This is a genomic window from Nocardiopsis sediminis (genome assembly GCF_042650565.1).
GTDB lineage: Bacteria > Actinomycetota > Actinomycetes > Streptosporangiales > Streptosporangiaceae > Nocardiopsis_B > Nocardiopsis_B sediminis.
The window spans coordinates 1-21620 of record NZ_JBHSBH010000003.1 but is presented as its reverse complement, the minus strand read 5'-3'; the positions used below and the strand labels follow the sequence as shown (position 1 = coordinate 21620).

At 71.9% G+C, this 21620-nt stretch carries 23 protein-coding genes; 6 read left to right on the top strand and 17 right to left on the bottom strand.

Annotated features, from left to right (window positions below; all coding sequences use genetic code 11):
* Nucleotides 1-96: 96 nt before the first annotated feature.
* A complete protein-coding gene (locus tag ACFOVU_RS01440; protein WP_378529431.1) occupies nt 97-1647 on the bottom strand; it encodes an AbgT family transporter in 1551 nt (516 codons plus the stop codon).
* Between the two features lie 134 nt (nt 1648-1781).
* Between ACFOVU_RS01440 and ACFOVU_RS01435 the strand changes: the two genes are divergently transcribed.
* Nucleotides 1782-2834: an Lrp/AsnC family transcriptional regulator gene (locus ACFOVU_RS01435; protein ID WP_378529430.1), complete on the top strand. Its 1053-nt coding sequence runs from the start codon at nt 1782-1784 to the stop codon at nt 2832-2834.
* A 43-nt stretch (nt 2835-2877) separates the two neighbouring features.
* Here the strand turns inward: ACFOVU_RS01435 and ACFOVU_RS01430 are convergent, their stop codons facing one another.
* A complete protein-coding gene (locus tag ACFOVU_RS01430; RefSeq protein ID WP_378529429.1) occupies nt 2878-3252 on the bottom strand; it encodes a DUF4229 domain-containing protein in 375 nt (124 codons plus the stop codon).
* Between the two features lie 397 nt (nt 3253-3649).
* Here ACFOVU_RS01430 and ACFOVU_RS01425 point away from each other — a divergent pair, with 397 nt between their 5' ends.
* Both ACFOVU_RS01425 and ACFOVU_RS01420 read left to right on the top strand, forming a co-directional pair.
* On the top strand, nt 3650-3844 hold the full coding sequence (locus ACFOVU_RS01425; protein ID WP_067971446.1) for a BldC family transcriptional regulator: 195 nt from the start codon (nt 3650-3652) through the stop codon (nt 3842-3844).
* Between the two features lie 74 nt (nt 3845-3918).
* Nucleotides 3919-4269 (top strand): PLD nuclease N-terminal domain-containing protein, encoded by a 351-nt coding sequence (locus ACFOVU_RS01420; protein ID WP_378529428.1) that lies wholly within the window; start codon nt 3919-3921, stop codon nt 4267-4269.
* Between the two features lie 112 nt (nt 4270-4381).
* Here ACFOVU_RS01420 and ccsB read toward each other — a convergent pair whose 3' ends face one another.
* The 12 genes from ccsB to ACFOVU_RS01360 all read right to left on the bottom strand — a co-directional run bounded on the left by ccsB (nt 4382) and on the right by ACFOVU_RS01360 (nt 15622).
* Nucleotides 4382-5368: a c-type cytochrome biogenesis protein CcsB gene (gene ccsB, locus ACFOVU_RS01415; RefSeq protein WP_378529947.1), complete on the bottom strand. Its 987-nt coding sequence runs from the start codon at nt 5366-5368 to the stop codon at nt 4382-4384.
* Nucleotides 5369-5413: 45 nt separating this feature from the next.
* Complete coding sequence (gene resB / locus ACFOVU_RS01410) at nt 5414-6997, bottom strand: cytochrome c biogenesis protein ResB (RefSeq protein ID WP_378529427.1); 1584 nt, start codon at nt 6995-6997, stop codon at nt 5414-5416.
* Nucleotides 6998-6999: 2 nt separating this feature from the next.
* Nucleotides 7000-7836 (bottom strand): cytochrome c biogenesis CcdA family protein, encoded by an 837-nt coding sequence (locus ACFOVU_RS01405; protein ID WP_378529426.1) that lies wholly within the window; start codon nt 7834-7836, stop codon nt 7000-7002.
* A complete protein-coding gene (locus ACFOVU_RS01400; protein WP_378529425.1) occupies nt 7833-8495 on the bottom strand; it encodes a TlpA family protein disulfide reductase in 663 nt (220 codons plus the stop codon). The genes ACFOVU_RS01405 and ACFOVU_RS01400 overlap by 4 nt, the downstream gene beginning before the upstream one ends.
* 182 nt (nt 8496-8677) lie before the next feature.
* Nucleotides 8678-8881: a helix-turn-helix domain-containing protein gene (locus ACFOVU_RS01395; protein ID WP_114400174.1), complete on the bottom strand. Its 204-nt coding sequence runs from the start codon at nt 8879-8881 to the stop codon at nt 8678-8680.
* 239 nt (nt 8882-9120) lie between these two features.
* On the bottom strand, nt 9121-9957 hold the full coding sequence (locus tag ACFOVU_RS01390; RefSeq protein WP_378529424.1) for a phosphatase: 837 nt from the start codon (nt 9955-9957) through the stop codon (nt 9121-9123).
* A gap of 149 nt (nt 9958-10106) precedes the next feature.
* On the bottom strand, nt 10107-11267 hold the full coding sequence (locus tag ACFOVU_RS01385; RefSeq protein WP_378529946.1) for an acetoin utilization protein AcuC: 1161 nt from the start codon (nt 11265-11267) through the stop codon (nt 10107-10109).
* 138 nt (nt 11268-11405) lie between these two features.
* Nucleotides 11406-12200, bottom strand: a complete 795-nt coding sequence (gene proC, locus ACFOVU_RS01380; protein WP_378529423.1) for a pyrroline-5-carboxylate reductase — start codon at nt 12198-12200, stop codon at nt 11406-11408.
* A 105-nt stretch (nt 12201-12305) separates the two neighbouring features.
* Nucleotides 12306-13238, bottom strand: coding sequence for a proline dehydrogenase family protein (locus tag ACFOVU_RS01375; RefSeq protein ID WP_378529422.1), 933 nt, complete (start codon nt 13236-13238; stop codon nt 12306-12308).
* Nucleotides 13239-13290: 52 nt separating this feature from the next.
* Nucleotides 13291-14028, bottom strand: coding sequence for a DedA family protein (locus tag ACFOVU_RS01370; protein ID WP_378529421.1), 738 nt, complete (start codon nt 14026-14028; stop codon nt 13291-13293).
* A 119-nt stretch (nt 14029-14147) separates the two neighbouring features.
* Nucleotides 14148-14738 (bottom strand): TetR/AcrR family transcriptional regulator, encoded by a 591-nt coding sequence (locus ACFOVU_RS01365; RefSeq protein ID WP_378529420.1) that lies wholly within the window; start codon nt 14736-14738, stop codon nt 14148-14150.
* Between the two features lie 5 nt (nt 14739-14743).
* Nucleotides 14744-15622, bottom strand: a complete 879-nt coding sequence (locus ACFOVU_RS01360) for a sugar phosphate isomerase/epimerase family protein (RefSeq protein WP_378529419.1) — start codon at nt 15620-15622, stop codon at nt 14744-14746.
* Between the two features lie 245 nt (nt 15623-15867).
* Between ACFOVU_RS01360 and ACFOVU_RS01355 the strand changes: the two genes are divergently transcribed.
* Nucleotides 15868-16455, top strand: coding sequence for a class I SAM-dependent methyltransferase (locus tag ACFOVU_RS01355; protein WP_378529945.1), 588 nt, complete (start codon nt 15868-15870; stop codon nt 16453-16455).
* A 35-nt stretch (nt 16456-16490) separates the two neighbouring features.
* Here the strand turns inward: ACFOVU_RS01355 and ACFOVU_RS01350 are convergent, their stop codons facing one another.
* Complete coding sequence (locus ACFOVU_RS01350) at nt 16491-17387, bottom strand: SGNH/GDSL hydrolase family protein (RefSeq protein ID WP_378529418.1); 897 nt, start codon at nt 17385-17387, stop codon at nt 16491-16493.
* Nucleotides 17388-17587: 200 nt separating this feature from the next.
* Here ACFOVU_RS01350 and radA point away from each other — a divergent pair, with 200 nt between their 5' ends.
* Nucleotides 17588-18955, top strand: coding sequence for a DNA repair protein RadA (gene radA, locus ACFOVU_RS01345; RefSeq protein WP_378529417.1), 1368 nt, complete (start codon nt 17588-17590; stop codon nt 18953-18955).
* 34 nt (nt 18956-18989) lie between these two features.
* Here the strand turns inward: radA and ACFOVU_RS01340 are convergent, their stop codons facing one another.
* On the bottom strand, nt 18990-19733 hold the full coding sequence (locus ACFOVU_RS01340; RefSeq protein WP_378529416.1) for a hypothetical protein: 744 nt from the start codon (nt 19731-19733) through the stop codon (nt 18990-18992).
* A 99-nt stretch (nt 19734-19832) separates the two neighbouring features.
* Here ACFOVU_RS01340 and ACFOVU_RS01335 point away from each other — a divergent pair, with 99 nt between their 5' ends.
* On the top strand, nt 19833-20708 hold the full coding sequence (locus tag ACFOVU_RS01335) for an A/G-specific adenine glycosylase (protein WP_378529415.1): 876 nt from the start codon (nt 19833-19835) through the stop codon (nt 20706-20708).
* Between the two features lie 22 nt (nt 20709-20730).
* Here ACFOVU_RS01335 and ACFOVU_RS01330 read toward each other — a convergent pair whose 3' ends face one another.
* Nucleotides 20731-21465: a DUF3105 domain-containing protein gene (locus ACFOVU_RS01330; RefSeq protein WP_378529414.1), complete on the bottom strand. Its 735-nt coding sequence runs from the start codon at nt 21463-21465 to the stop codon at nt 20731-20733.
* Nucleotides 21466-21620: the final 155 nt, after the last annotated feature.

Sequence of the window (21620 nt, the reverse complement as noted above, 5' to 3'; positions counted from 1 at the left end):
TGTTTCTTCGTGGCAGGGGTGGCCCGGCGGCCGGCCCCGGCCGCACCCGGGGCCGGCGCCGTGCTCCCCCTGTCTCCTTGCGTGGGGTCCGGTGGCTTAGGGGATGGGCGCGCCGGGGCCCAGGGGGATGCCGAGGGCGTACCAGGCCAGGAACAGCAGCACCCAGGCCACCAGGAGGCTCATCGCGATGGGCAGGGTCAGGGAGATGAGGGTCCCGATGCCCGCGTTGGGCCGGTAGCGGCGGATGAAGCCGAGGGCCAGGACGAAGTAGGGGCTCATCGGCGTGATGCAGTTGGTGCAGGAGTCGGCGATCCGGTAGAGCGCCCAGGTGACCTCCGGCGGGATGTCCAGGAGCATCAGCATGGGGACGAGGATCGGCCCGATCAGCGACCACATGGCCGAGCCGCTGGTGATGATCAGGTTCATCAGGCTGACGAGCACGATGAAGCCGAGGAAGAGCACCAGGGGGCTGACGCCGATGCTCTCCAGGGAGCGGGCTCCGGAGATGGCGATGACCTCGCCCAGCCCGGTCCACCTGAAGTAGGCGAGGAACTGGGAGACCGCGAAGAACAGCACCATGATCGGGGCGAGTTCGCGCACGCCGTGGGCCATCAGGTCGGGGATGTCGCGGGCGGCGCGGACGACGCCGACCGCGCGGCCGTAGGCGACGCCGGTGCCGAAGAACAGCAGCGCCAGGAAGACGGCGATGTTCTGGATGAGGGGCGATGCGACGATCTCACCCGCCTCGCCGCGCAGGGGTGAGCCGGTGGGGACCATCGCCAGGACGAGGGCGCCGATGATGACCACCGCGGTGATGCCCGCGTTGCGCAGGCCGCGGCGCTCGTCGGCGGAGAGGGTGAGGTCGGGCAGGTCCTCGGTGTCGGCCTGCTCGGGGCTCTCGGCGTTCATGGCCGCGACGCGGCGCTTGAGCACGGTCTCGACGACGACGGTGATGACCACCGACAGCACGATCGAGGAGACCAGCGAGAAGTAGTAGGTGGCGACGGGCGTCACCAGGTAGTCGGGGTCGATCGTGTGCGCGGCGGCGGTGGTCAGCCCGGCCAGCATCGCGTCGCTGCCGGTGACCAGGGGGCTGGCGTTGTTGCCGCCGGAGACGGCCACGAACGCCACGACGGCGCCGAGCATGGGGCTGCGCCCGATGGAGCGGTAGGCGATCGCGCCCAAGGGGATCATGACGACGAACGCCGCGTCCGAGGCGATGTGGGAGATCATCCCCGTGAACGCGATGACGAACGTGACCAGCCTGGCCGGCACCCGCGAGAGCGCGGCGCGCAGGATCGCGGCGAGCAGCCCGGCCTTGTCGGCGACCGCCACGCCGAGCATCACCACGAGGATGACGCCCAGCGGCGGGAACGTCACGAAGTTCTCGATGGCCCCTTCGACCATCATCCGCGCGCCGGCCTCGGAGACGAGGCTCTGGACGGCGACGGTCTCGCCGTCGGCGGGCGAGACCACCGACACGTCGAGCGCGCTGAGCAGCCAGCTGATGAGCGTGATGGCCGCGGTGAGGATCACGAACAGCCAGAAGGGGTGCGGCAGCTTGTTGCCGACCCGTTCGATCACGGCGAGTGCGCGCAGCACGAAGCCTGCGGAACGCGGAGGGGCGTCCCCCGTCTGTGTGGTCACCGTCGGTCCCTTCTGCCCTTGACCAGGGGTTTGGTGCAATGTTCCCCAATAAGACGGCAGATAGGTTGTTCGTGTCAAGATCGAGTCGATCAACGGTGATATCGCCCGTGTTAATTCACCGGTACGATCGGCTCATGCTCCCCGCTCCTCCGGCGGCCGAGGACGGCCTGCTCGACGACACCGACCTCGACCTCATCGCAGCGCTCCAGATCGCGCCTCGCGCGCCGGTCAACGCGCTGGCCGAGGCCGTCGACAGCTCGCCGAGCACGATCGCGCGGCGGATGGCCCGGCTGCGCCGCGAGGGGCTGCTGCGGGTCGTGGGGCGCCTGGACTGGCCGCTGATCACCACGGAGAACCCGCGGCTGGTGTGGATCCGGTGCGCGCCGGGGCGCTCGCAGGAGGTCGCCGGGCGCATAGCGGAGCTGGAGGAAGTACAGACCCTGCTGATCACCACGGGCAGCGCCGACATCTACTGCACCGTGTATCCGCTGCTGGGCAGCGACATCTTCGACCTGCTGACCCGGCGGCTGCCCGGGCTGCCCGGCATCGTCTCGACCCAGTCGATGCTGGTGCTGCGCACGCAGTCCATGGGCCAGTCGTGGCGGCTGCGCCGCCTGTCCGGGGACCGGGTGGCGGCGCTCGCCGGGTTCGGCGACCAGGTGCGCCAGGAGCCGCTGACCGGCCTGCACCAGCTGAACGCGATGGAGCTGCGGGCGCTGGAGCTCCTCGCGGCCGACGGCCGGGTCTCAGCGGCGGAGGTGGCGCGTGAGCTCCAGGTGAGCCGTTCGGCCGCCTACCGGATGACGCAGACCCTGCTGGAGAGCGGGGCCGTGTGGCCCCGTGTGGAGATCGAGCCGGCGGCGCTGGGCTACCCGCTGAACGCCCTCATGGCGCTGACCGTGCGCCCCCACGCGATCCCCGATGTCCTGGCCCGGCTCGGGGACCATCCCTCGGCGCGCTATGTGGCGATGGTGGCGGGGTCGTCGTCGGTCATCCACTACGGGGTGTTCCGCGACGAGCAGGACCTCGCCCGCTTCACGACCGACGACCTCGGCGCCTCGGCCGACATCACCGCGCTGGACACATGCGTTGCCGTGCGGGTCGTGCGCCGGCACTGGATGGCGCGCCACGGGGCGCGGCTGGGCGAGCGCCTGCCGGGGTTCCCGGGGCGGCTCCTGCGGGGCTGAGCGGGCCCCTCGGGGCCGTTCGCCGCAGGGCTGGAGGGAAGCCTCAGGCCCCCGTGTTCTCCTTCGCCGACGCGCCCGCGTCCGCCTTTTCCTTCTCCGCCGCGTCTTCCTTGGCCGCCGGGTCCTCCTTGGCGGCCGGGCCCTCCTTCGCCGCCGCGTCCTCCTTGGCGCCCGGGTCCTCCTTGGCCGAGCCGGCCTCGATGCGGTCCCCCATTCCACGCATCTTCGCCAGGCCTTCGGCCACGACCGAGGACATCGCGTCGCGCTGAGCGGACAGCAGAACGTAGCTCACCATGCCGCTGATCAGGAACGCGAGCGCCAGGGCCAGGAAGTCGCGGGCGCCCAAGAGGTAGACGACGCCGAACGCGGCGCCGAAAAGCAGGAGCCGGGCCGCGGTGTAAACGAGGACGCTACGCATGAAAAGTGCCTCACAACGGATGATTCAGGAATAGATTGAGGGCTGAGCGATGTGCGTCGGCGGGACCGCCAGGTGCCGCCGATGCCGCCGCGTGCGCGAATCCCGTGCGTGCGGCACCGCGACCGCCCTTCCTCCCAGGGTAAGGGCCACTCGCCGGCAGGGCGCTACCACCCCTGCGCGGGCGGGGTCGCGGCGCGGGACCGGGGCGGAATGCCGATCATGGGACGTCGTTAAACCGACAGTCCATATCGAAGGTTACGTTCCGGTTACATATCGCGCACTCGCCACGTCTTCCCCCCGTTTTTTACGAAAACTAGGGAGGAAACGGACTATCTCATGCACACTAAGGGATCAAACGCCCGCCCTCACACGCGATGGCGGGCCCCGAAGGGGGATTGTGAAGGTGGAAAGAGGAAGCGAACGCTTGCTGACCCCCGGAGAGGTGGCCTCCCTCTTCCGGGTCGACCCCAAGACGGTCACCCGGTGGGCCGCGTCGGGACGGATCAGCAGCATCCGCACGCCCGGCGGCCATCGCCGGTTCCGCGAGTCCGAAGTCCGAGCACTGCTGCACGGGGAGCCCACTGAGACGTGACCTGACCCCCGCCGGGACGCTCCGGCTCCTCCATCCGGCACCCCAGGGGGACGATCGGCGGATAGGCTGAACGCATGGTGTGGCTCGTTGGACTGATCACGCTGCTCACGATCGTGCTCTGGGTGTACGCGTTCTTCGACGCGCTCACCACCCCCGCTGGCGAAGTGCGCACTCTGCCAAAGATCCTCTGGCTTGTCGTCGTCGCGCTGCTCACGCCGGTCGGCCCGCTTCTCTGGCTGTTCCTGGGCCGCCCCCGCGCCTCGGACGTCACAGCGCCGCCCGCGCCCTCCGCCCAGGCCGACTCGATCGAGCACCTCGACCCGTCCGACTTCAATACGCCGTCCGGCAGGGAGCATCCCGTCGGCCCGGACGACGACCCGGAGTTCCTGCGCCGACTGAACCGGCGCATCAACCCCGAGGACTGACGACGACCGGCAACAGCGGCAGGCGACGGACGACCACGGACTACGACGGACAACACTGTGGGGCCACCCCGGCGGGGGTGGCCCCTTGTACGTTCCCGGTGTTCCGGCCGGATCAGGCGTAGCTGTGCAGGCCGCTGAACATGTAGTTCACGCCGAAGAAGTTGAACAGCAGGCACGCGAACCCGACCAGCCCGATCCAGGTGGCCTTGTTCCCGCGCCAGCCCGCGGTCGCCCGGGCGTGCAGGTAGGCGGCGTAGACCACCCACGTGATGAAGGACCAGACCTCCTTGGGGTCCCAGCCCCAGAACCGGCCCCAGGCCTCGTCGGCCCAGACGGCGCCGGCGATGATGCCGAAGGTCCAAAGCGGGAACGCGAAGAGGATGAACCGGTGCGATACCCGGTCCAGCAGCTCCGGGCTGGGCAGCTTCGCCGCGATGCCGGCCACGGTCTCGCCCGCCGCCCGCTTCAGCTCGGTGCGCTTGGCGACCAGGTAGGTGACCGCCGCCGACCCCGACACCAGGAACCCGCCGGTGGCGAGGATGGCCGCCGAGACGTGAATGGCGATCCAGTAGGAGTGCAGCGCCGGGACCACCGGCCCCGCCTCGCTGTAGAGCCAGCGGGCGGCGATGCCGAGCAGCAGTACCACCGGCACCAGCACGAACGTGCCGAGGAAGCGCGCCTGGTAGCGGACCGCCGCGAAGAGGAACGCCCCCACCGTGCACAGGCAGATCGCCACGACGAACTCGAACATGTTGCCCCACGGCCAGCGGTCGGCCGCCAGCCCGCGGGTGACGATCTGCCCGGCGTTGAGGAGGAACGCCAGGCCGGTGACCACGAGGGCGACCACGCCGACGACGTGCCGGGACGCGCTGGCCTCGGGCTCGTTGTGGCGGACGTTGACGGTCATGTCGTCGTCGAGGTCGACGGTGCCCGAGGCCCCGGCCGCGGGGACCGCCCCCGTGCTCGCGCCCACGGCCACCAGCCGGGAGCCGCGCAGCCGTTCGCGCCGGCCGAACGCGGCCTCGATCGCGAACAGGAACAGGGCGAGCGCGTAGGCCACGATCATGGCGATGATCAGGCCGTCGCTGATCGATGCCATGTTCTGGTCGACCGCCGCCTCAGCGGCGAACTGCTGCACCACCGGCTACTCCTTCGTGCCTTCGTCGTCGGCCGCGGGCCGGTCCCGCAGCCGGTCCCGGAGGGCGAGGCCGAGTTCGTGGAACCCCGCGGTCGCCCCGGCGCCTTCGCTCTTGCTCAACCCCGCGACCTCGACCACCGTACGCCCGTCGTCGCCGGTCCGGGCACGGACCCAGGCGCGGCGCGGCCGGACGAACAGGGTGCAGATGAGCCCGATCACGGCCGCGGAGGCGGCGATGAGCGCGGGGAGCCGGGCGGGGTTGCTGTTGACCTGCATGCTGATGTATTCGCGGTAGCCGGTGAAGGTCACCGTGCCCGCGCCGTCGGGAAGCTCCCAGACGTCGCCCGGCCGCAGCTCCGGGGAGGTGCCGAGCTCGGTCATGGCGTCGGTGTCGAGCCGGTAGACCGACTGCGAGGCGCCGGTGTCCATGCCGAGGTCGCCGGTGTAGCCGGTGAGCGTGACCACGGGGTCGCGCGGGCCGGGGAAGTCGGAGATCAGGGTGCCGTCGGCGGCCTGGGCGGCCGAGGGCACGAAGGCCCCGCTGAATCCCAGCTGCTCTCCCCCGGTGTCGGGGACCTTGATGACCCCGTCGGAGGTGAAGGTCGCGGTGTCGCGGGGCAGGAACGGCACCGGCTGGTCGAACACCACCTCGCCGTCGGGGCCGGTCACCTCGAACTCGGGCGCGTATCCGTTGCCGAGGAGGTAGACCTGCGCGCCGTCGACCGACAGCGGGTGGTTGACCTGGAGCCGGTGCGTTCCCTCGGCGTCGCCGGGTGCGGCGGTGTAGGTGAGGTCGGCGGCGAAGGAGTCGGCCTGGCCCTGGAGGTCGCCGCCTTCGAGATAGGTGGCCTCGAAGTCGTCGACGGTGAAGGAGAACGGCTGGAGGTCGGCGGCGTCGACCGCGGTGCCGGGGTAGAACGCGTCGTAGGCGGGGACGGTGTTGGCGAAGCCGTCGCCCTCGACCACCAGCATGTTGCCGCGGTAGCCGAGGAACGAGCCGGCGCCCAGCGCGATGAGCAGCCCCAGCAGGGCGATGTGGAAGACGACGTTGCCGGTCTCGCGCAGATGGCCGCGCTCGGCGCTGACGGAGTCGGCGTCGGTGTCGGTGCGGTAGCCCTTGAGCAGCGCGCGGGCCTCGGTGAGGACCCGTTCGGGCGGCGCGCCGGTGGTGAAGCGCGCGGAGTAGGGCATCCGGCCGAGGTTGCGGGGGGTCTTGGGCGGGCGGGCGCGCATGGCGCGGTAGTGCGCCGCGGCGCGCGGCAGCACGCAGCCGGTCAGCGAGATGAACAGCAGCAGGTAGATCGCCGCGTACCAGGGCGATGAGTAGACGTCGAACAGGTAGAACCGGTCGAACCACGGCGCGAGGTCGGGGTTGTCGGTGTAGTAGTTCTGCACCTGGTCGACGCTGACCCCGCGCTGGGGCAGGATCGATCCCGGGATGGCGCCGACCGCGAGCAGGAAGAGCAGGATCAGCGCCGTGCGCATGGAGGTGAGGATCCGCCACGCCCACCGCGCCCAGCCCGCGGGTGAGAGCCGCGGCAGGTCGACGGGGGTGGGGTCGCTCGGGGCGTCGGTCGTGGTGGAAGCCACTGCTATATCACCGTCGTGTAGTCGGCCACCCAGCGCTGGATGACGGCAGTGAAGTCGGTCCAGACACCGGTGACCAGGAGCAGGCCGATGACCACCAGCATCGCCCCGCCGGTCACGATGACCGCGCGGTAGTGGCGCTTGACCGCGTCGAAGGCGCCCAGTGCGCGGCGGTAGAGCAGGGCCGCGAGGATGAACGGCAGCCCCAGCCCCAGGCAGTAGACCAGGGACAGCAGCGCGCCGCGGCCGGCGCTGCCCTCGGTGAAGGCCAGGGTCTGCACGGCCGCGAGTGTGGGGCCGATGCAGGGGGTCCAGCCCAGGCCGAACAGCACCCCGAGCATGGGCGCTCCGGCCAGGCCCGCCCGGGGCAGGCGGTGGAACCGGAACTCCCGGGTGAACCCGGGGACGACGCCCATGAACGCCAGGCCCAGGACGATGGTCAGGGCGCCCAGGACGCGTTGGATGGGCTCGGCGTAGTCCAGGAGCAGCCCGCCGATGCCGCCGACGAACGATCCGACCGCGACGAACACCGCGGTGAAGCCGGCGATGAACAGCAGGCTTCCCGTGAGCATGGTCCACCTGCGGCCGGCGAGCTCTTCGTCGGCCGAGACGAGGGTGGCGGTGGCGCCTCCCTCGCCCTCTGCGGCCCCACCGGCTGCCTCCTGCGCCGCGGCGGCCCGGCGGCGGGCGGCGTAGTCGGCGCCGCTCATGCCGGTGACGTAGGAGAGGTAGCCGGGCACGAGCGGCAGCACGCAGGGCGACAGGAAGGAGACCAGGCCGGCGGCGAAGGCCAGCGGGACGGCGAGGAGCAGCGAGCCCTGGATGACGGTTTCGGCGATCATTCCGGCGCCCGGTCTCCGGCGGCGGCCGGGTCGCCGCCGTCGCCGCCCTCGTCGGTGTCGCTCTCGCCGCCCTCAGCGAGAACGGTCTCGACCAGGCCCGTGAGCTGGTTGTAGGTGGTCTCGCCGATGACGCGGGCGGCGATGCGGCCCTCGCGGTCGATCACCAGGGTGGTGGGGACCGCCTGCGGCGGGACGGTGTCGCGGAACGCCTGGGAGACCTCGCCGGGCTGGTCGTAGAGGCTGGGGTAGGGGACCTCCTGGGCCTGCTCGAACGCGCGGGCCGCGGTCTCGTTGTCCTTGATGTTGACGCCGAGGAAGTCCAGGCCGGCGTCCTTGTGGTCGTTGTAGACCTCGTCGAGGACCGGGGCCTCGGAGCGGCAGGGGCCGCACCAGCTGGCCCAGAAGTTCAGCACCAGGACGTCGCCGCGGTAGTCGGCGAGGCTGACGGGGTCGCCGTCGAGGGTCTCGCCCTCGATGTCGGGGGCGGTGGAGCGGTCGTCGGCGTCGAACTCGGTGGCGGTGCCGTCGCCCTCGATGTAGCGGCCGTCGGTGGTGCCGTTCTCGGATTCGAGCCCCCCGGCGCATCCGGCGGTCAGGGTGACCAGCGCGGCCAGCGCGGCGGCGGCGCGCACGCGGGCACCGGGTGGAGAGCAAGGCATCGCAGGGGTCCTCAAAGAAGGAGGTGAGGCGGGCACGGTGTCATCAACGACAAAGTGTAGTAGACGCCGTGCCGACGTCTCGGCCCCCCTGCACAACGCGCATCGCGCCTCGTCACAGACGGTGCGCACCCGGAGGGCGGTGGCGGGGTGGCACCGCCCTCATCGGGTCTGCGCGGTCGAGGTCAGCCCGCCTCGACGAACGCCTCGCGCAGGTAGTCGTGCACGGCGCGCTCCGGTACCCGGTACGAGCGGCCCACGCGGATCGCGGGGAGCACACCGGAATGGACCATCCGATAGACGGTCATTTTCGAAACACGCATGATCGTCGCGACCTCGGCCACGGTCAGGAACCTGACCTCGTCCAGAGGAGCCTTACTCCCACTCATCTTCCGACGCCCTCACTTCCGGACGTGAGCGTAGGTGTCACTGCATCTGCCTACCGGCACGAGTCGACCCCGTAGCGGCCACGTCTGGGGACTCGTGGCCACTACACCCCGTCGCCGTGCCGATGTGTCAATCGGTAACTGCTGACACGTCCTGTTTCAGAGTAGATCCGGGTGCACTCCATTGAAAGGGCGGGTTTGCTGTCGGTGCAGCTACATGAGGGCGGGGGGTCTGGTGAGGTTTAGGGGGTGGGTATAAAAGCGCCGCCACTGCTCCCCTGGCCGTCCAGCCCGGCGCGGTGGAGCACGTAGGCCGATAGCGGACGGTAGTCCTCGGTGGTGTATCCGTCGTCGAGGGGGACGGTCGCGACGAGTTTTCCCTCGTGCTCGCCGAGGAAGAGTGCCGGATCGTTGGAATCGGCGAAACCGAGGGTCGGGACCCCCGCCTCCCCCGCCGCACCGGCGAAACCATGGTCGGCGATGACCAGCTGCGGCCATGGCTCGCCGCGGTCGGAGAGCTCGGTGAGGGCGGCCCGCATGGCGAAGGGGTGGTGGCTGTGGCGCGGGGACCGGCCGTCCATGACCATGCCGATCCGGTCGCGCCAGACCAGCACGCGGCGGTGCGGCGGCTGCTCGGTGGCGACCTCGTAGGCGTAGCCGGCCGCCGCGGTGACGACCTCGCAGCCGCGCTCCTCCAGGGCGATGGCCCACTCGCGGTAGATGTCGGCGAGGTTGCGGGGGTGCCCGGTGGCGAACATGACGCGTTCGCGGCGCTGCGCGGCCTCGGCGAGCCGGTCGGCCACGGCCTCCAGCGCGTCGACGGTGCGGTCGGGGTCGATGGTGTCGATGCCCCAGAGGTAGGACTCGTCGGCGACGACGCCACAGCGCTTCGACATCAGCGACAGGACCTCGGAGAACGACCACTCGTGCGCGAAGGTCAGCCCGAACTGGTAGTACGGGTCCTTATGGCAGAGTCTCCGGTAGTGCCGGAGGTTGTTCTGCCGCGGCGTGTCCACATGCCCGGCGATCCCGGTGCGCACCAGGTGAGCGATGAGTTCCGCGCGCGAAGGCGGCGTCACCTGCGTCCCCCTTCCACTCGCAGACCGTGCTTTCGGGCAGGATGCACCACAAAACGCGACGCCTCCGCCCGAGCGGTCGTCATACCCTGTTCATACCCGGTTCAACTCTGCCCACGGGTAACGATCGTCCCGATCACGCGTCACCCGCGTCACAGGCTCGGGTCCATTCCGTGGCTGGGGAATACCGCCCGCCGGGTGGCCTGAATCGCCTGGTCCACGGGGTCGTCGGGGTCGAACCCGGCCTCGAACGGGGTGAACTCGGCGGTCCGGCCGTCGGTCATGTACAGCGGGGGGACCTCCCCGGTGCGCTCCCGGACGAAGCGCCGCCATTCGGCGGGGGTCTCGGCCTGCGGGTCGATGTCGACCCCGGCGACCTCGGCGAGCAGGTGGGTCCACGCCCGCGGCACGACCTGCACCAGCTCGTACCCGCCGCCGCCGAGCACCACCCAGCGCCCGCCCGCGGTCTCCTTGGCCAGCCGGTGCAGCGCACGGTAGGTGCGGCGCTGGCCGTCGAGGCTGAGGGTGAGGTTGGCCATCGGGTCCAGGGCGTGGGTGTCGGCGCCCTGCTGGGTGACCAGCACCTCGGGCTGGAACTCGGCCAGCAGCGGCGGGACGACCGCGTCGAACGCGCGCAGCCAGCGGGAGTCGTCGCTGCCGGCGGGCAGGGCGACGTTGACCGCGTAGCCCTCGGCCGCGGGGCCGCCGGTCTCATTGGGCCGCCCGGTGCCGGGGAAGAGGGTCAGGGGGGACTCGTGCAGGCTGATGGTGAGGACCCGGGGGTCGTCGTAGAACATGGTCTGCACGCCGTCGCCGTGGTGGACGTCGACGTCGACGTAGGCGACCCGCTTGGCCCCCTGCTCCAGCAGCCAGGCGATGGCGAGGGCGGCGTCGTTGTAGACGCAGAACCCCCAGGCGTTCTTGGGCATGGCGTGGTGCAGGCCCCCGGCGATGTTGGCCGCGTGCTCGGTCTCGCCGTTCCACACCGCGCGCGCCGCCGCCACCGATGCGCCCCCGACGAGGGCGGCGGCGTCGTGCATGTCGGGGAAGACGGGGTTGTCGGAGGTGCCCAGGCAATAGGGGGCGTCGGGCTGGAGGGTCTTGCCCGCGCGCTTGACGGCTTCGATGTAGCCGGGGTCGTGGATGAGCTGGAGGAGGTCGTCGGAGGCGGGCTCGGCGTCGATGAACCGCACCTGAGGGGCGTCGAAGACCCCCAGCTCACGGCTGAGGGCCATGGTCAGCTCCACCCGGACCGGGTTGAGCGGGTGTTCAGGACCGAAGTTGTACGACGTCAGCCCGTCGTTCCAGGCCATGTGAAGCGAACAGCCCATGGGCCCTCCCAGCCGGTCGAGTGGTGCGCGCGTGGGGTGGGTCACCCCGCCTGCCGTACACAGTAGCCAGATGCGCGCACATGTTCTCAAACGGGGGCGGGGGCGGGATGATTCCCCGGGTCAGCCCTCCGACAGCTCCCTGCTGCGGTCCCGGGCCGCCTCGATGGCGTCGGTGAACGCCGTGCGCACGCCGTGCCGCTCCAGCTCGCGCACCGCCGCGGCGGTGGTGCCCCCGGGCGAGGTCACGGCCTCGCGCAGGACCACGGGGTGCTCGCCGGAGGAGTCGAGCATGGTGGCGGCGCCGCTGATGGTGCGGGTGACCAGGCGGTGGGCGGTGGACCGGGTCATGCCCATGGCCACTCCCGCCTCGATCATGGTCTCGGCGATGAAGTAGAAGTAGGCGGGCCCGCTCCCCGACAGCGCGGTGACGGTGTCCATGTGGCGTTCGGGGACCCGGACGACGTCGCCCACGGCGCGCAGCAGCGCCTCGGCGTGGTCGAGCTGGTCGACGGTGGTGTGCACGCCGCCGGCGATGGCGGTCATGCCCTCGCCGACCAGGGCCGGGGTGTTGGGCATCGCGCGGACCACGGCGATGCCGGCGCCGAGGTGCTTCTCCAGCAGCGACGTGGTGATGCCCGCCGCGATCGAGATGACCAGCGGGCCGGGCCGCAGCTCTGCGGCGAGGTTGTCGAGCAGGTCGACCATGTCCTGCGGCTTGATCGCGAGGATCAGCGTGCCGGCCCGCTGCGCCGCCTCCGCGGCCGGTACGACGGTGATGCCGTACTTCGCGCGCAGGTCGTCGGCCCGGGGGCCGTGCGGTTCGGTGACGAGCAGGTCGGCGGGGTCGTGCCCGGTTGCCAGCAGCCCGGCGAGCAGCGCCTCGCCCATCTTGCCGCCGCCAATGATCGCGATCATCTGTTTCCACCTTTCGGACCCTTCCCACGGTAGCGGGGGTGGAAGGGCCCGGCGTACGCGGTGACCAGCGGCGGGGTCAGGAACGGCAGCGGACCGCCCGGGTACTCAGGAACGCGTCACGACCGCCCGCGCCGCGAAAGAGACGTTCGCGGGGCGCTCCGCCAGCCGGCGGGCGAGGTAGCCGTACCACTCCTGCCCGTAGGGCACGTAGACGCGCACCCGGGCGCCAGTGGCGGCCAGCCGGCGCTGCTCATCGGGGCGGACGCCGTAGAGCATCTGGTACTCGAACGCATCGGGGCCGCGCCCCGCGCGTTCGGCCAGCATGCCCGCGATCGCGATCAGCCGGGGGTCGTGCGTGGCGACCATGGGGTAGGCGTCGCTCGCCATGAGGAACCGCAGGTGGCGCACGTAGGCGGAGTCGACGTCCCGGTGGGCGGTGTAGGCGGTGGCCGGGTCGGGGGCGTAGGCGCCCTTGCACAGGCGGATGCGGGCGCCCGCGCCGGCCATGGCGGCGAGGTCGTCGGCGGTGCGCCGCAGGTAGGACTGGAGCACGCAGCCCAGGTCGGGGTGCTCGGCGCGCAGCCCCGCCACGATGCGCAGCGTGGCGGGGACTGCGGCGGCGTCCTCCATGTCGACGGTGACGGTCGTGCCGTGCGCGGCCGCGGCCTCGCAGACGCGCCCGATGTTGGCGGCGGCCAGCGCCTCCCCTTCGGGCCCGAGCCCCAGCCCGACCGCGGTCGGCTTGACCGAGACCTCGGCCCGGCGGGCCAGCCCGGCGTCGCCGATGCGGTCGAGGAGGGCGAGGTAGGCGCGGGTGGCGGATTCCGCCTGTGCGGGGTGGGCGGTGGCCTCGCCGAGGTGGTCGATGGAGGTCGACAGGTCGTCGGCGGCGAGCCGGCGGGCCGCCTCGAGGGCGTCGCCGATGTCCTCGCCGGCGACGAACCGGCCGACCAGCCGCCGGGCCGGGCCGGTGCCCGCGACGAGTGCGCGCAGGCGCTCGCTTCCCGCCGCGGCCAGCAGGGTCCGCCGGAGCACCATGGCCCGCCCCTCCCTCGTCGGGTCGCCTCCTTCCGAGGCTACGCCCCGGAGGTCAGCGAGGGGTGGAACTGTGCTGGTCGTCCTGCGTGCCGCCGGCGGGCAGCACCCCGCGGCGGATGAGGATCTGCTTGCGCACGCGGACGACGACGAACCACAGGACGAGCAGCGCGACGATCACGACGACGACGTTGCTCAGCACGCCGCTCCACTCCTCCAGCACCGGCTTGATCGCCGGGCCGAAGGCGTAGCCCAGGCCGATCCAGATGCTGTTCCACACGGCGCTGCCGACGGTGGTGTAGAGGGAGAACTTCCAGAACGACATGCGCTCGATGCCCGCGGGGATCGAGATGAAGCTGCGCACCATCGGCACGCAGCGGCCGACCAGGACCGCGATGCCGCCCCAGCGGGAGAACACGCGCTCGGCCTTGTAGAAGTCCTCGACCTCCAGCAGCGGGGTCTTCTCGACGATCCAGCGGGTGCGCTCCCGGCCCAGGAGCGCGCCCAGGAAGTAGAAGCCCCAGGCGCCGAGGAGGGCGCCGATGGTGGCGGCCGTGATGGCCAGCCAGACGTTCATGTGCCCCTCGTAGGCGAGGAACCCTGCGCCCGGGAGGACGGCTTCGCTCGGCATCGGGGGGAAGAAGGTCTCGATCAGCAGGGCCAGGCCCACGCCGACCTCGCCGAGGTCGGTCATGAGTTGCAGGACCCAGCCGATGAAGCCCTCGTAGCCCTCGGAAGGGTCGATGGGTGTGCCGGTGCCGGGCGAGAGCGGCAGGAGCCGGAGAGGATTCATGTCGTCTGTCGTTCTTTCCGCAGCCGAATGGGGGTCTCGGACGAGGGCCGGTCGTCGGGCGGCACCGCGCGGCGGCCCCGACGGGGGATCAGGCCCTGATGCGTCCTTGCCCGCCCAGCCTACGTTGTCGGTGGTGCGGCGGCGCCGATCAGCGCGCCCAGGGCCGGGGAGTACTCGCGCACGATGTCCTCGTGGCCGGCCGAGGCGACGGGTTCGATGCGGAGCACGTAGCGCAGCACGATCAGGCCCAGGAGCTGCGATGCGGCGGCGGTGGCGCGCAACGGCGGCACCCCCAGCTCCGCCGAGACCTGCTGCACCACCATGTCGCTCAGGAAGTCGCGGATCACCCGGGCGGTGCGGTCGTCGGCGACCGCCGAGCGGATCAGCCCCACCATCGTCGCCTGGGTCTCGGGCGCGTCCCAGATCCGGAGCAGGCCCCGCAGGACGGAGGGCGCGGGGTCCGGCCCCGCCTGCGCCAGGATCTCCCGGATCACCGTGGCCGGGTTGTAGGGGAGCCGCATGGCCGCGACGAAGACGTCCTCTTTGCTGCCGAAGAAGTGGTGCACGAGGGCGGGGTCGACCTCTGCGGCGCGGGCGATGCCGCGGATGGTCGCGCCGCCGAAGCCCAGCTCCGCGAACTGCTCGCGGGCGGCGCTCAGGATCTGGTCGCGGGTGCGGGTCGCCCCGGGGCGTCGTCCGGTCCGTGCCATAGGCGCTAGGGACGGGGGTCGCCGGAGACGGTGCCGTCGGCGCCGACGGAGAACCTGCGGGGCGGCACGGCCTGCGCGCGGGCGCCCGCGGCGAAGTGCAGCCGGGTGAACGCCAGCGCCTCGGCCAGTTCGAGCTGGCGGGACTCGCGGTCGGGGGCCTTGCGGGTGCTGACCTCCAGCACGATCTGGCCCTCGTAGCCGGTGGCGGCCAGGTGTTCGAGGAGCTCGGCGCAGGGCTGGGCGCCGCGGCCGGGGATCAGGTGCTCGTCGAGGTTCTGGCCGCCGGTGCCGTCGGCCATGTGCACGTGGGAGAGCCGGCCGCCGAGCTTGTGGGCCATGTCCATGGCGTCGGAGCGGGACATGGCGGTGTGGGAGAGGTCGAGGGTGACGTCGGGGTAGTCGCGGTCGAGCGGGTTCCAGCTCGGCGCGTAGGGCACGACCTCCTTGTCGCGCATGTGCACCGGGTACATGTTCTCGACGGCGAAGACGACGTCGGTCTCGTCCTGCATGCGGGCGATGCCGTTCTCGAACTCCCGTGCGTAGTCGCGCTGCCAGCGGAACGCCGGGTGGACGACAATCGTTTTGGCTCCGAGGGCTTCGGCCATCTGCTTGGAGCGGATGAGCTTGCCCCACGGGTCGCGGCCCCAGACACGCTGGGTGATGATCAGGCACGGTGAGTGCACGGCGAGGATCGGGATCCGGTGGTAGTCCGACAGCCGCCGGAGCATGTCGATGTCCTGGCTGACGGGGTCGGAGGAGACCAGGACCTCGATGCCGTCGTAGCCGAGGCGTGCGGCGATCTCGAAGGCCGCCGGGGTCTTCTCAGGGTAGACCGACGCCGTCGAGAGCACGACGGGCGCGTCTGGAACCTGGATGGCGCTCACTCCAACAACACTATGCGGTACCGGGGCGAGTTGGCCCACCCCGCGCACACGTGGTCCGCCGTGTACCCGGCGCGGGCCTGATGAGGGCACCCCGGCCCGCCCCGGATCCCCCGTGTACTCCCTATGCTCGGCGGGTGACGACAGCGATCCCGGGGGCGGTTCCCAGCCCCAATATCTGGAACACCCCGCAGGTCTATGAGCTGGAGAACGAGGCGGTCGACCCCGATGGCGTGATCGAGGCGGCGATGGCCGGCATCCGGAGGCGCTCCGGCGCCCACGTGCTGGACATCGGCTGCGGGACCGGCTACCACCTGCCGCTGTTCGCCGAGGACGCGCTGCGGGTCACCGGCGTGGAGCCGCACCCGGTGCTGGCGGGCACCGCGCGGGCGCGCACGCACGGGCTGGGCAACGTCACCGTGCACACGGGGGTGGCGCAGCGGCTGCCCGTGCCCGACGCCTCGGTGGATGTCGCGCACGCCCGATGGGCGTACTTCTTCGGCCCCGGCTGCGAGCCGGGGCTGGCCGAACTCGACCGGGTGATGCGGCGCGGCGGGGTGGCGTTCATCATCGACAACGACGCCACGCGCTCGACGTTCGGCGGGTGGTTCCGCCGCTTCCTGCCCACCTACGACCCGGCGGCGGTCGAGCGGTTCTGGAGCGCGCGGGGGTTCCAGCGGGAGCCGCTGACCATGCGCTGGCGCTTCGAGCGGCGCGCCGACTTCGAGGCGGTCGTGCGGATCGAGTTCACCCCCGCCCTCGCGGACCGGATCATCGCGGGCCACGAGGGGCTGGAGGTGGACTACGCGGTCAATCTGTGGTGGCGCAGGTACTGAGCGGGTGCGCCCGCTTCTGATCCCGGAATGCCCGGTCAGACCTGCGGCGCCGGCTCCCCGCCGCCGAGCGCGGTGACCACGCGCGCGCCGGCCTCGGCCATGCCGTCGGCGTTGGGGTGCACCGGCGCGGCCGCCTGGGAGGGGAAGATGCCCTCGACCCACTTGTCGGCGTTGTCGGCGCAGACGTCGTGGCCGCGTTCCATGACGTCGACGAAGACGGCCCCGGCGTCGGCGGCCTCCTTGGCGATGGCGGCGTTGAGGTCGGTCTGCGCGCCGTCGAGGTAGGCGACGTCCTCCCCGGCGATCGGCACCTCGGGCCAGCAGCCGCCGGATTCGGGCAGGATCTGGAGGTAGCCGACGACCGCCACGGTGGCGTCGGGGCTGCGTTCGCCGATGCCGTCGAGCACCTCGGCGACGCGTGCCGCGGTCTCGTCGACGCGGGCGGCGAGCTCGTCGCCGTCGCGGGTGTAGTACTCGGCGCAGGGGCCGCCCTCGGGGTCGGTGGCGCTCAGCGCGGCGCACTTGAGCAGGATCTCGACGAAGCCGAAGTCGTTGCCGCCGATCTGGAGGCTGACCAGCGTGGTGTCGGGGGCGAGAGCGTCGAACTGGGCCGGGTTGTCGGGTCCGGGGAACTGTTGAGGGGCGGTCATGTCGTCGGTGACGGCGCCCGAGCAGCTGACGTCGGTGAACTCGCCCGCTCCGAGGGCTTCGGCCACCAGGGCGGGGTAGTTGGCGCCCGAGCGCAGGCACAGGGCGGGTTCGCCGGTCGGCGGGGGGACCAGGGGGCCGGCGGTGAAGGAGTCGCCCAGCGCCACGTAGCGGTCGGCGAGCCCGGCCGGCGCGGCGTGGGCGGGGGACGCCGCGAAGCTGAGCACGCCGGCGAAGCCGAGTGCGGCGGCGGTGAAACGGCGGGCGGTGGTCCTGGGCGACACGCGGCGCTCCTCAGCTGGGGGACGGGCTGCTGCCTTGAATGTGACCGGCGGGTAACCTCGGGTCAACATTCCAGGCCGATTCCGGCCATGGACTTGACGCACATGGATGAATACGCACGGTAATCGTCATTCGGTGGGGTTGTCCACACGCCGCGCGGTTCCCGGGCCCGGCCGTCACCGCCAACCGCTAGCGTGCATCCATGGCCAAGGCTGCGAAGACCACGTTCCGCTGCGCCGAATGCGGCTGGACCACGTTCAAATGGGCCGGGCGCTGCGGCGAGTGCCAGGCGTGGGGCACGATCGAGGAGTCCGGGGCGCCCACCTCCACGGTGATCGCGCCCGCGCGGGTGCGCACCCCGGCGCGCCCGATCACCGAGATCGACGTCGAGACCGCCCACGCCATACCCACCGGCCTCGACGAGCTCGACCGTGTGCTGGGCGGCGGCGTGGTCCCCGGCGGCGTCATGCTGCTCGCCGGCGAACCCGGGGTCGGCAAGTCCACCCTGCTGCTCGAGGTCGCCGCGCTGTGCGCCGACTCCGGCCCGGTCCTCTACGTCACCGGCGAGGAGTCCACCGGGCAGGTCCGGCTGCGGGCCGAGCGCCTGGGCGCGCTGTCCCCCAAGCTCTACCTGGCCGCCGAGACCTCGGTGGCGTCCCTGGTCAGCCACGTCGACAGCGTGGCGCCGGGGCTGCTCATCGTCGACTCCGTGCAGACCATGAGCTCCCCCGATGTCAGCGGGGTCCCCGGAGGGGTCACCCAGGTCCGCGAGGTCGCCGGGGCGCTCATCCGGCTCGCCAAGGAGCGGGGCATCGCCACCGTGCTGGTCGGGCACGTCACCAAGGACGGCTCGATCGCCGGGCCCCGGCTGCTGGAACACCTGGTCGACGTCGTCCTGCAATTCGAGGGCGACCGCCACTCCCAGCTGCGGCTGCTGCGCGCCGTCAAGAACCGCTACGGCCCCACCGACGAAATCGGCTGCTTCGAGCTGAGCGACTCCGGGATCATCGGCCTGCCCGACCCCAGCGGCCTGTTCCTGACCCGCCGCAACGAGCCCGTCCCCGGCACCTGCGTGACCGTCACCCTCGAAGGCCGCCGCCCCCTGATCGCCGAGGTGCAGGCGCTGGTGGCCACCACCAACATGCCTCAGCCGCGGCGGGCCACCTCAGGGCTCGACACCGCGCGGGTCAACATGGTCATGGCGGTACTGGAGCGGCGGGCCCGCGTGCGGATCGCCAACGCCGACGTCTACGCCTCCACGGTGGGCGGCGTCCGGCTGGGCGAACCCTCGGTCGACCTCGCCCTGGCGCTGGCCGTCGCCGGATCGGTCCGCGACGACCCCCTGCCCAAGGGGCTGGTCGCCATCGGCGAGGTCGGCCTCGCCGGCGACGTCCGGGCGGTCAGCGGCGTGCAGCGGCGCCTGGCCGAGGCCCAGCGGCTGGGGTTCACCCGCGCGATCGTCCCCCAGCACAGCGAGGAGCCGGTCCCCGGGATCGAGGTCGTCGGGGTCGACGACGTCGGCGGCGCGCTGAGGGCCGCGTTCCCCGCACGGCAGCGGAGCAGGGGGTAGGGCGGCCGGGGGCCGAACGCCCCCGGCCGGACCGCTAGTTCAGGCGGAACACAGCGGGTTCCGTTCCCGTGTCGTAAGTGCCGTGCAGGGTCGCCACGTAGGTCCCTGGCCGGTCGGCGTTGACGTCGTCGTCGCGGCAGTCCGTCCAGGAGCGCTTGCGGTCCCAGGTGTAGGTGGCGGTGTGGGGCACACCGCGTCGCACCTGCACCTCGTCGGAGGTGTCGCCCTCCACGCAGTCGGCGGTCGAGAAGATGCGGTCGTCGCCCGAGGTGATCCGCAGCTCCATGCTCTCGGGGCCGACGTCCACGGTGCAGGTCTGCTCGCCGGTGTTGACGACGTTCAGCTCCAGCTCGGGTTCGGCGTCCCAGGCGTAGTCGTCGCGGTCGGTGCCGACGGTGACCACGATGTCCTGCGGACGACAGGGGTCACTGTCGCGCTCGGGCGCGGGCACCTCGGCGGCGGCCGCTCCGGAATCGCCGCCGGAGCCCCCTTCGCCCTCGGCCTCCTCGGCCGCGTCGCCCTCTTGTGCGTCGCCGTCCTCGCCGGCGTCACCGGATGGGCTGGAGCCGTCACTCGGGGACGGAGACGGTGGGACACTGGGCGGGGACGAGGGTTCGGCCGACTGCGACGGCTCCGGCGCGGGGTCCGCGCCTTCGCCCGCCGTCTGCTCGATGTCCGATGACGACGGACGCGTACATGCATATGTGATGAGCGCCACAACTACGAGGAGTCCCAGCAGCACGAATACGCGCCGCTTCCAATACGTTTCAGGGCTCACGGGTCGTGGTTGCCCGGCACTTGACGCCATGGGGCGTAGTATTCCGGGTTTCCCGGCGCGGCACCTACTCAACCCGCCGATCTCCACACCGATTGAAACATGAACGACAACCCCTACAGCACAGCCGTTCTCGCCTGGTATCAGGCCAATGCTCGCGACCTGCCCTGGCGCCATGAGGGCGCCTCCCCCTGGTCGGTGCTGGTCAGCGAGATCATGCTCCAGCAGACCCCGGTGGTGCGCGTGCTGCCCGCGTGGGAGGCCTGGATGGAGCGGTGGCCGACCCCCGCCGATCTCGCCGCAGCCCCGTCGGGCGAGGCCGTGCGCATGTGGAACCGGCTCGGCTATCCGCGGCGCGCGCTCAACCTGCACGCGTGCGCCCGCACGATCGTGGAGCGGCACGGCGGCGAGGTCCCCGACGTCCACGCCGACCTGCTGGAGCTGCCCGGTGTGGGGCCCTACACCGCGGCGGCGGTGGCCAGCTTCGCCTACGGACAGCGGCACGCGATCCTCGACACCAACGTGCGCCGGGTCCTGGCGCGCGCGGTCACAGGCGTGCAGTACCCGCCCAAGGCGCAGACCCGTGCCGAAGTCGCGCTCGCCGAGGCGCTGCTCCCGCCCGAGGCATCGGTGGCCGCCCGCTGGGGTGTAGCGGTGATGGAGCTGGGCGCACTGCTGTGCACCGCCCGCTCCCCCGCCTGCGGTGACTGCCCGATCTCCGGCGACTGTGCGTGGCGGGCGGCGGGGCGGCCGGCCTACGACGGGCCGCCGCGGCGCGGGCAGACCTATGCCGGCACCGACCGCCAGGTCCGCGGCAAGCTGCTGGCGGTGCTGCGGGACGCCTCGGGTCCGGTGCCCAAGTCCGCGCTGGACGCGGTGTGGGACCTGCCGGTACAGCGCGAGCGCGCGCTCGATGCGCTGGTTGCCGACGGCCTGGTCGACCCGCTGGACGACGGCCGCTACGCGCTGCCGGGCTAGGCCGCGCGGCCCCGTTCCGGGGTCAGACCGTCATGGGCTCGTCCATGCCCGAACAGGGGGCACCGGGTTCGGGGGTCTGCTCGCCCTGTTCGTAGGTGCTGAGGAACTCGGGGATCCGCGGGTCCTCGGCGGACTCCAGAACGAGCTGCTTGCCCCACGCCGACAGCACGACCGGGCCGGGAAGGTCGGCCACCGGGCTGATGACCAGGTAGGAGCCGGGCGTGTAGAGGCCGTGCAGCCGCTCCAGGTCGGCGTCGGGCAGGCCGGGGTCGTGGCTGATCCACACGGCGCCGTGCTCCAGGGAGTGCACGGCGTTCTCGGCGGGGACCTCGTCGTCGTAGACGCCGCAGTTGAGCCATTCACCGGCGTGGGGGCCGCCCACCGGCGGGTGCTGCGGGTAGTCGACCGGCGCGTCGGTGTGGTCGGCGGAGAGGCCGGCGAAGGTCTGCACGCCGTCGATGTCGCCGGGTTCGGCGTAGGCCTCGGGCGGGGCGGTCCCGGGCTGGCCGGCTGCGGGCTGGCGCAGGAACAGGAAGTAGGCGGCCGCGCCTCCGCCGCCGATCAGCACGACGAGCGCCAGGACGACCCCGCCGATGATCCAGGGGACTGCACTGCTGCGGCGCCGCGGCGGCGGGCCGCCGGGGTGACCGGGGGGCGGCGGCGGGCCGTAGGGCTGGGGACCGGGGGCCTGCGGGCCAGGGGCGTGCTGCGGCCACTGTCCGGCGCTGGGGCCGTGGGGCTGGGGAGGGTTCGCCACGGTGGCACCCTACCGGGCAGGTGCCGGACACGCTGAAAGGGCGGCCCCGGAGGGGGCCGCCCTTTCAGCATTGCAGCAGGGGTGTGGTGGAGGTGGGACTACTCGTTTCCGGTGGTGCCGGCCTCGACACCCGCCGTCTCCAACACCGCATCCGG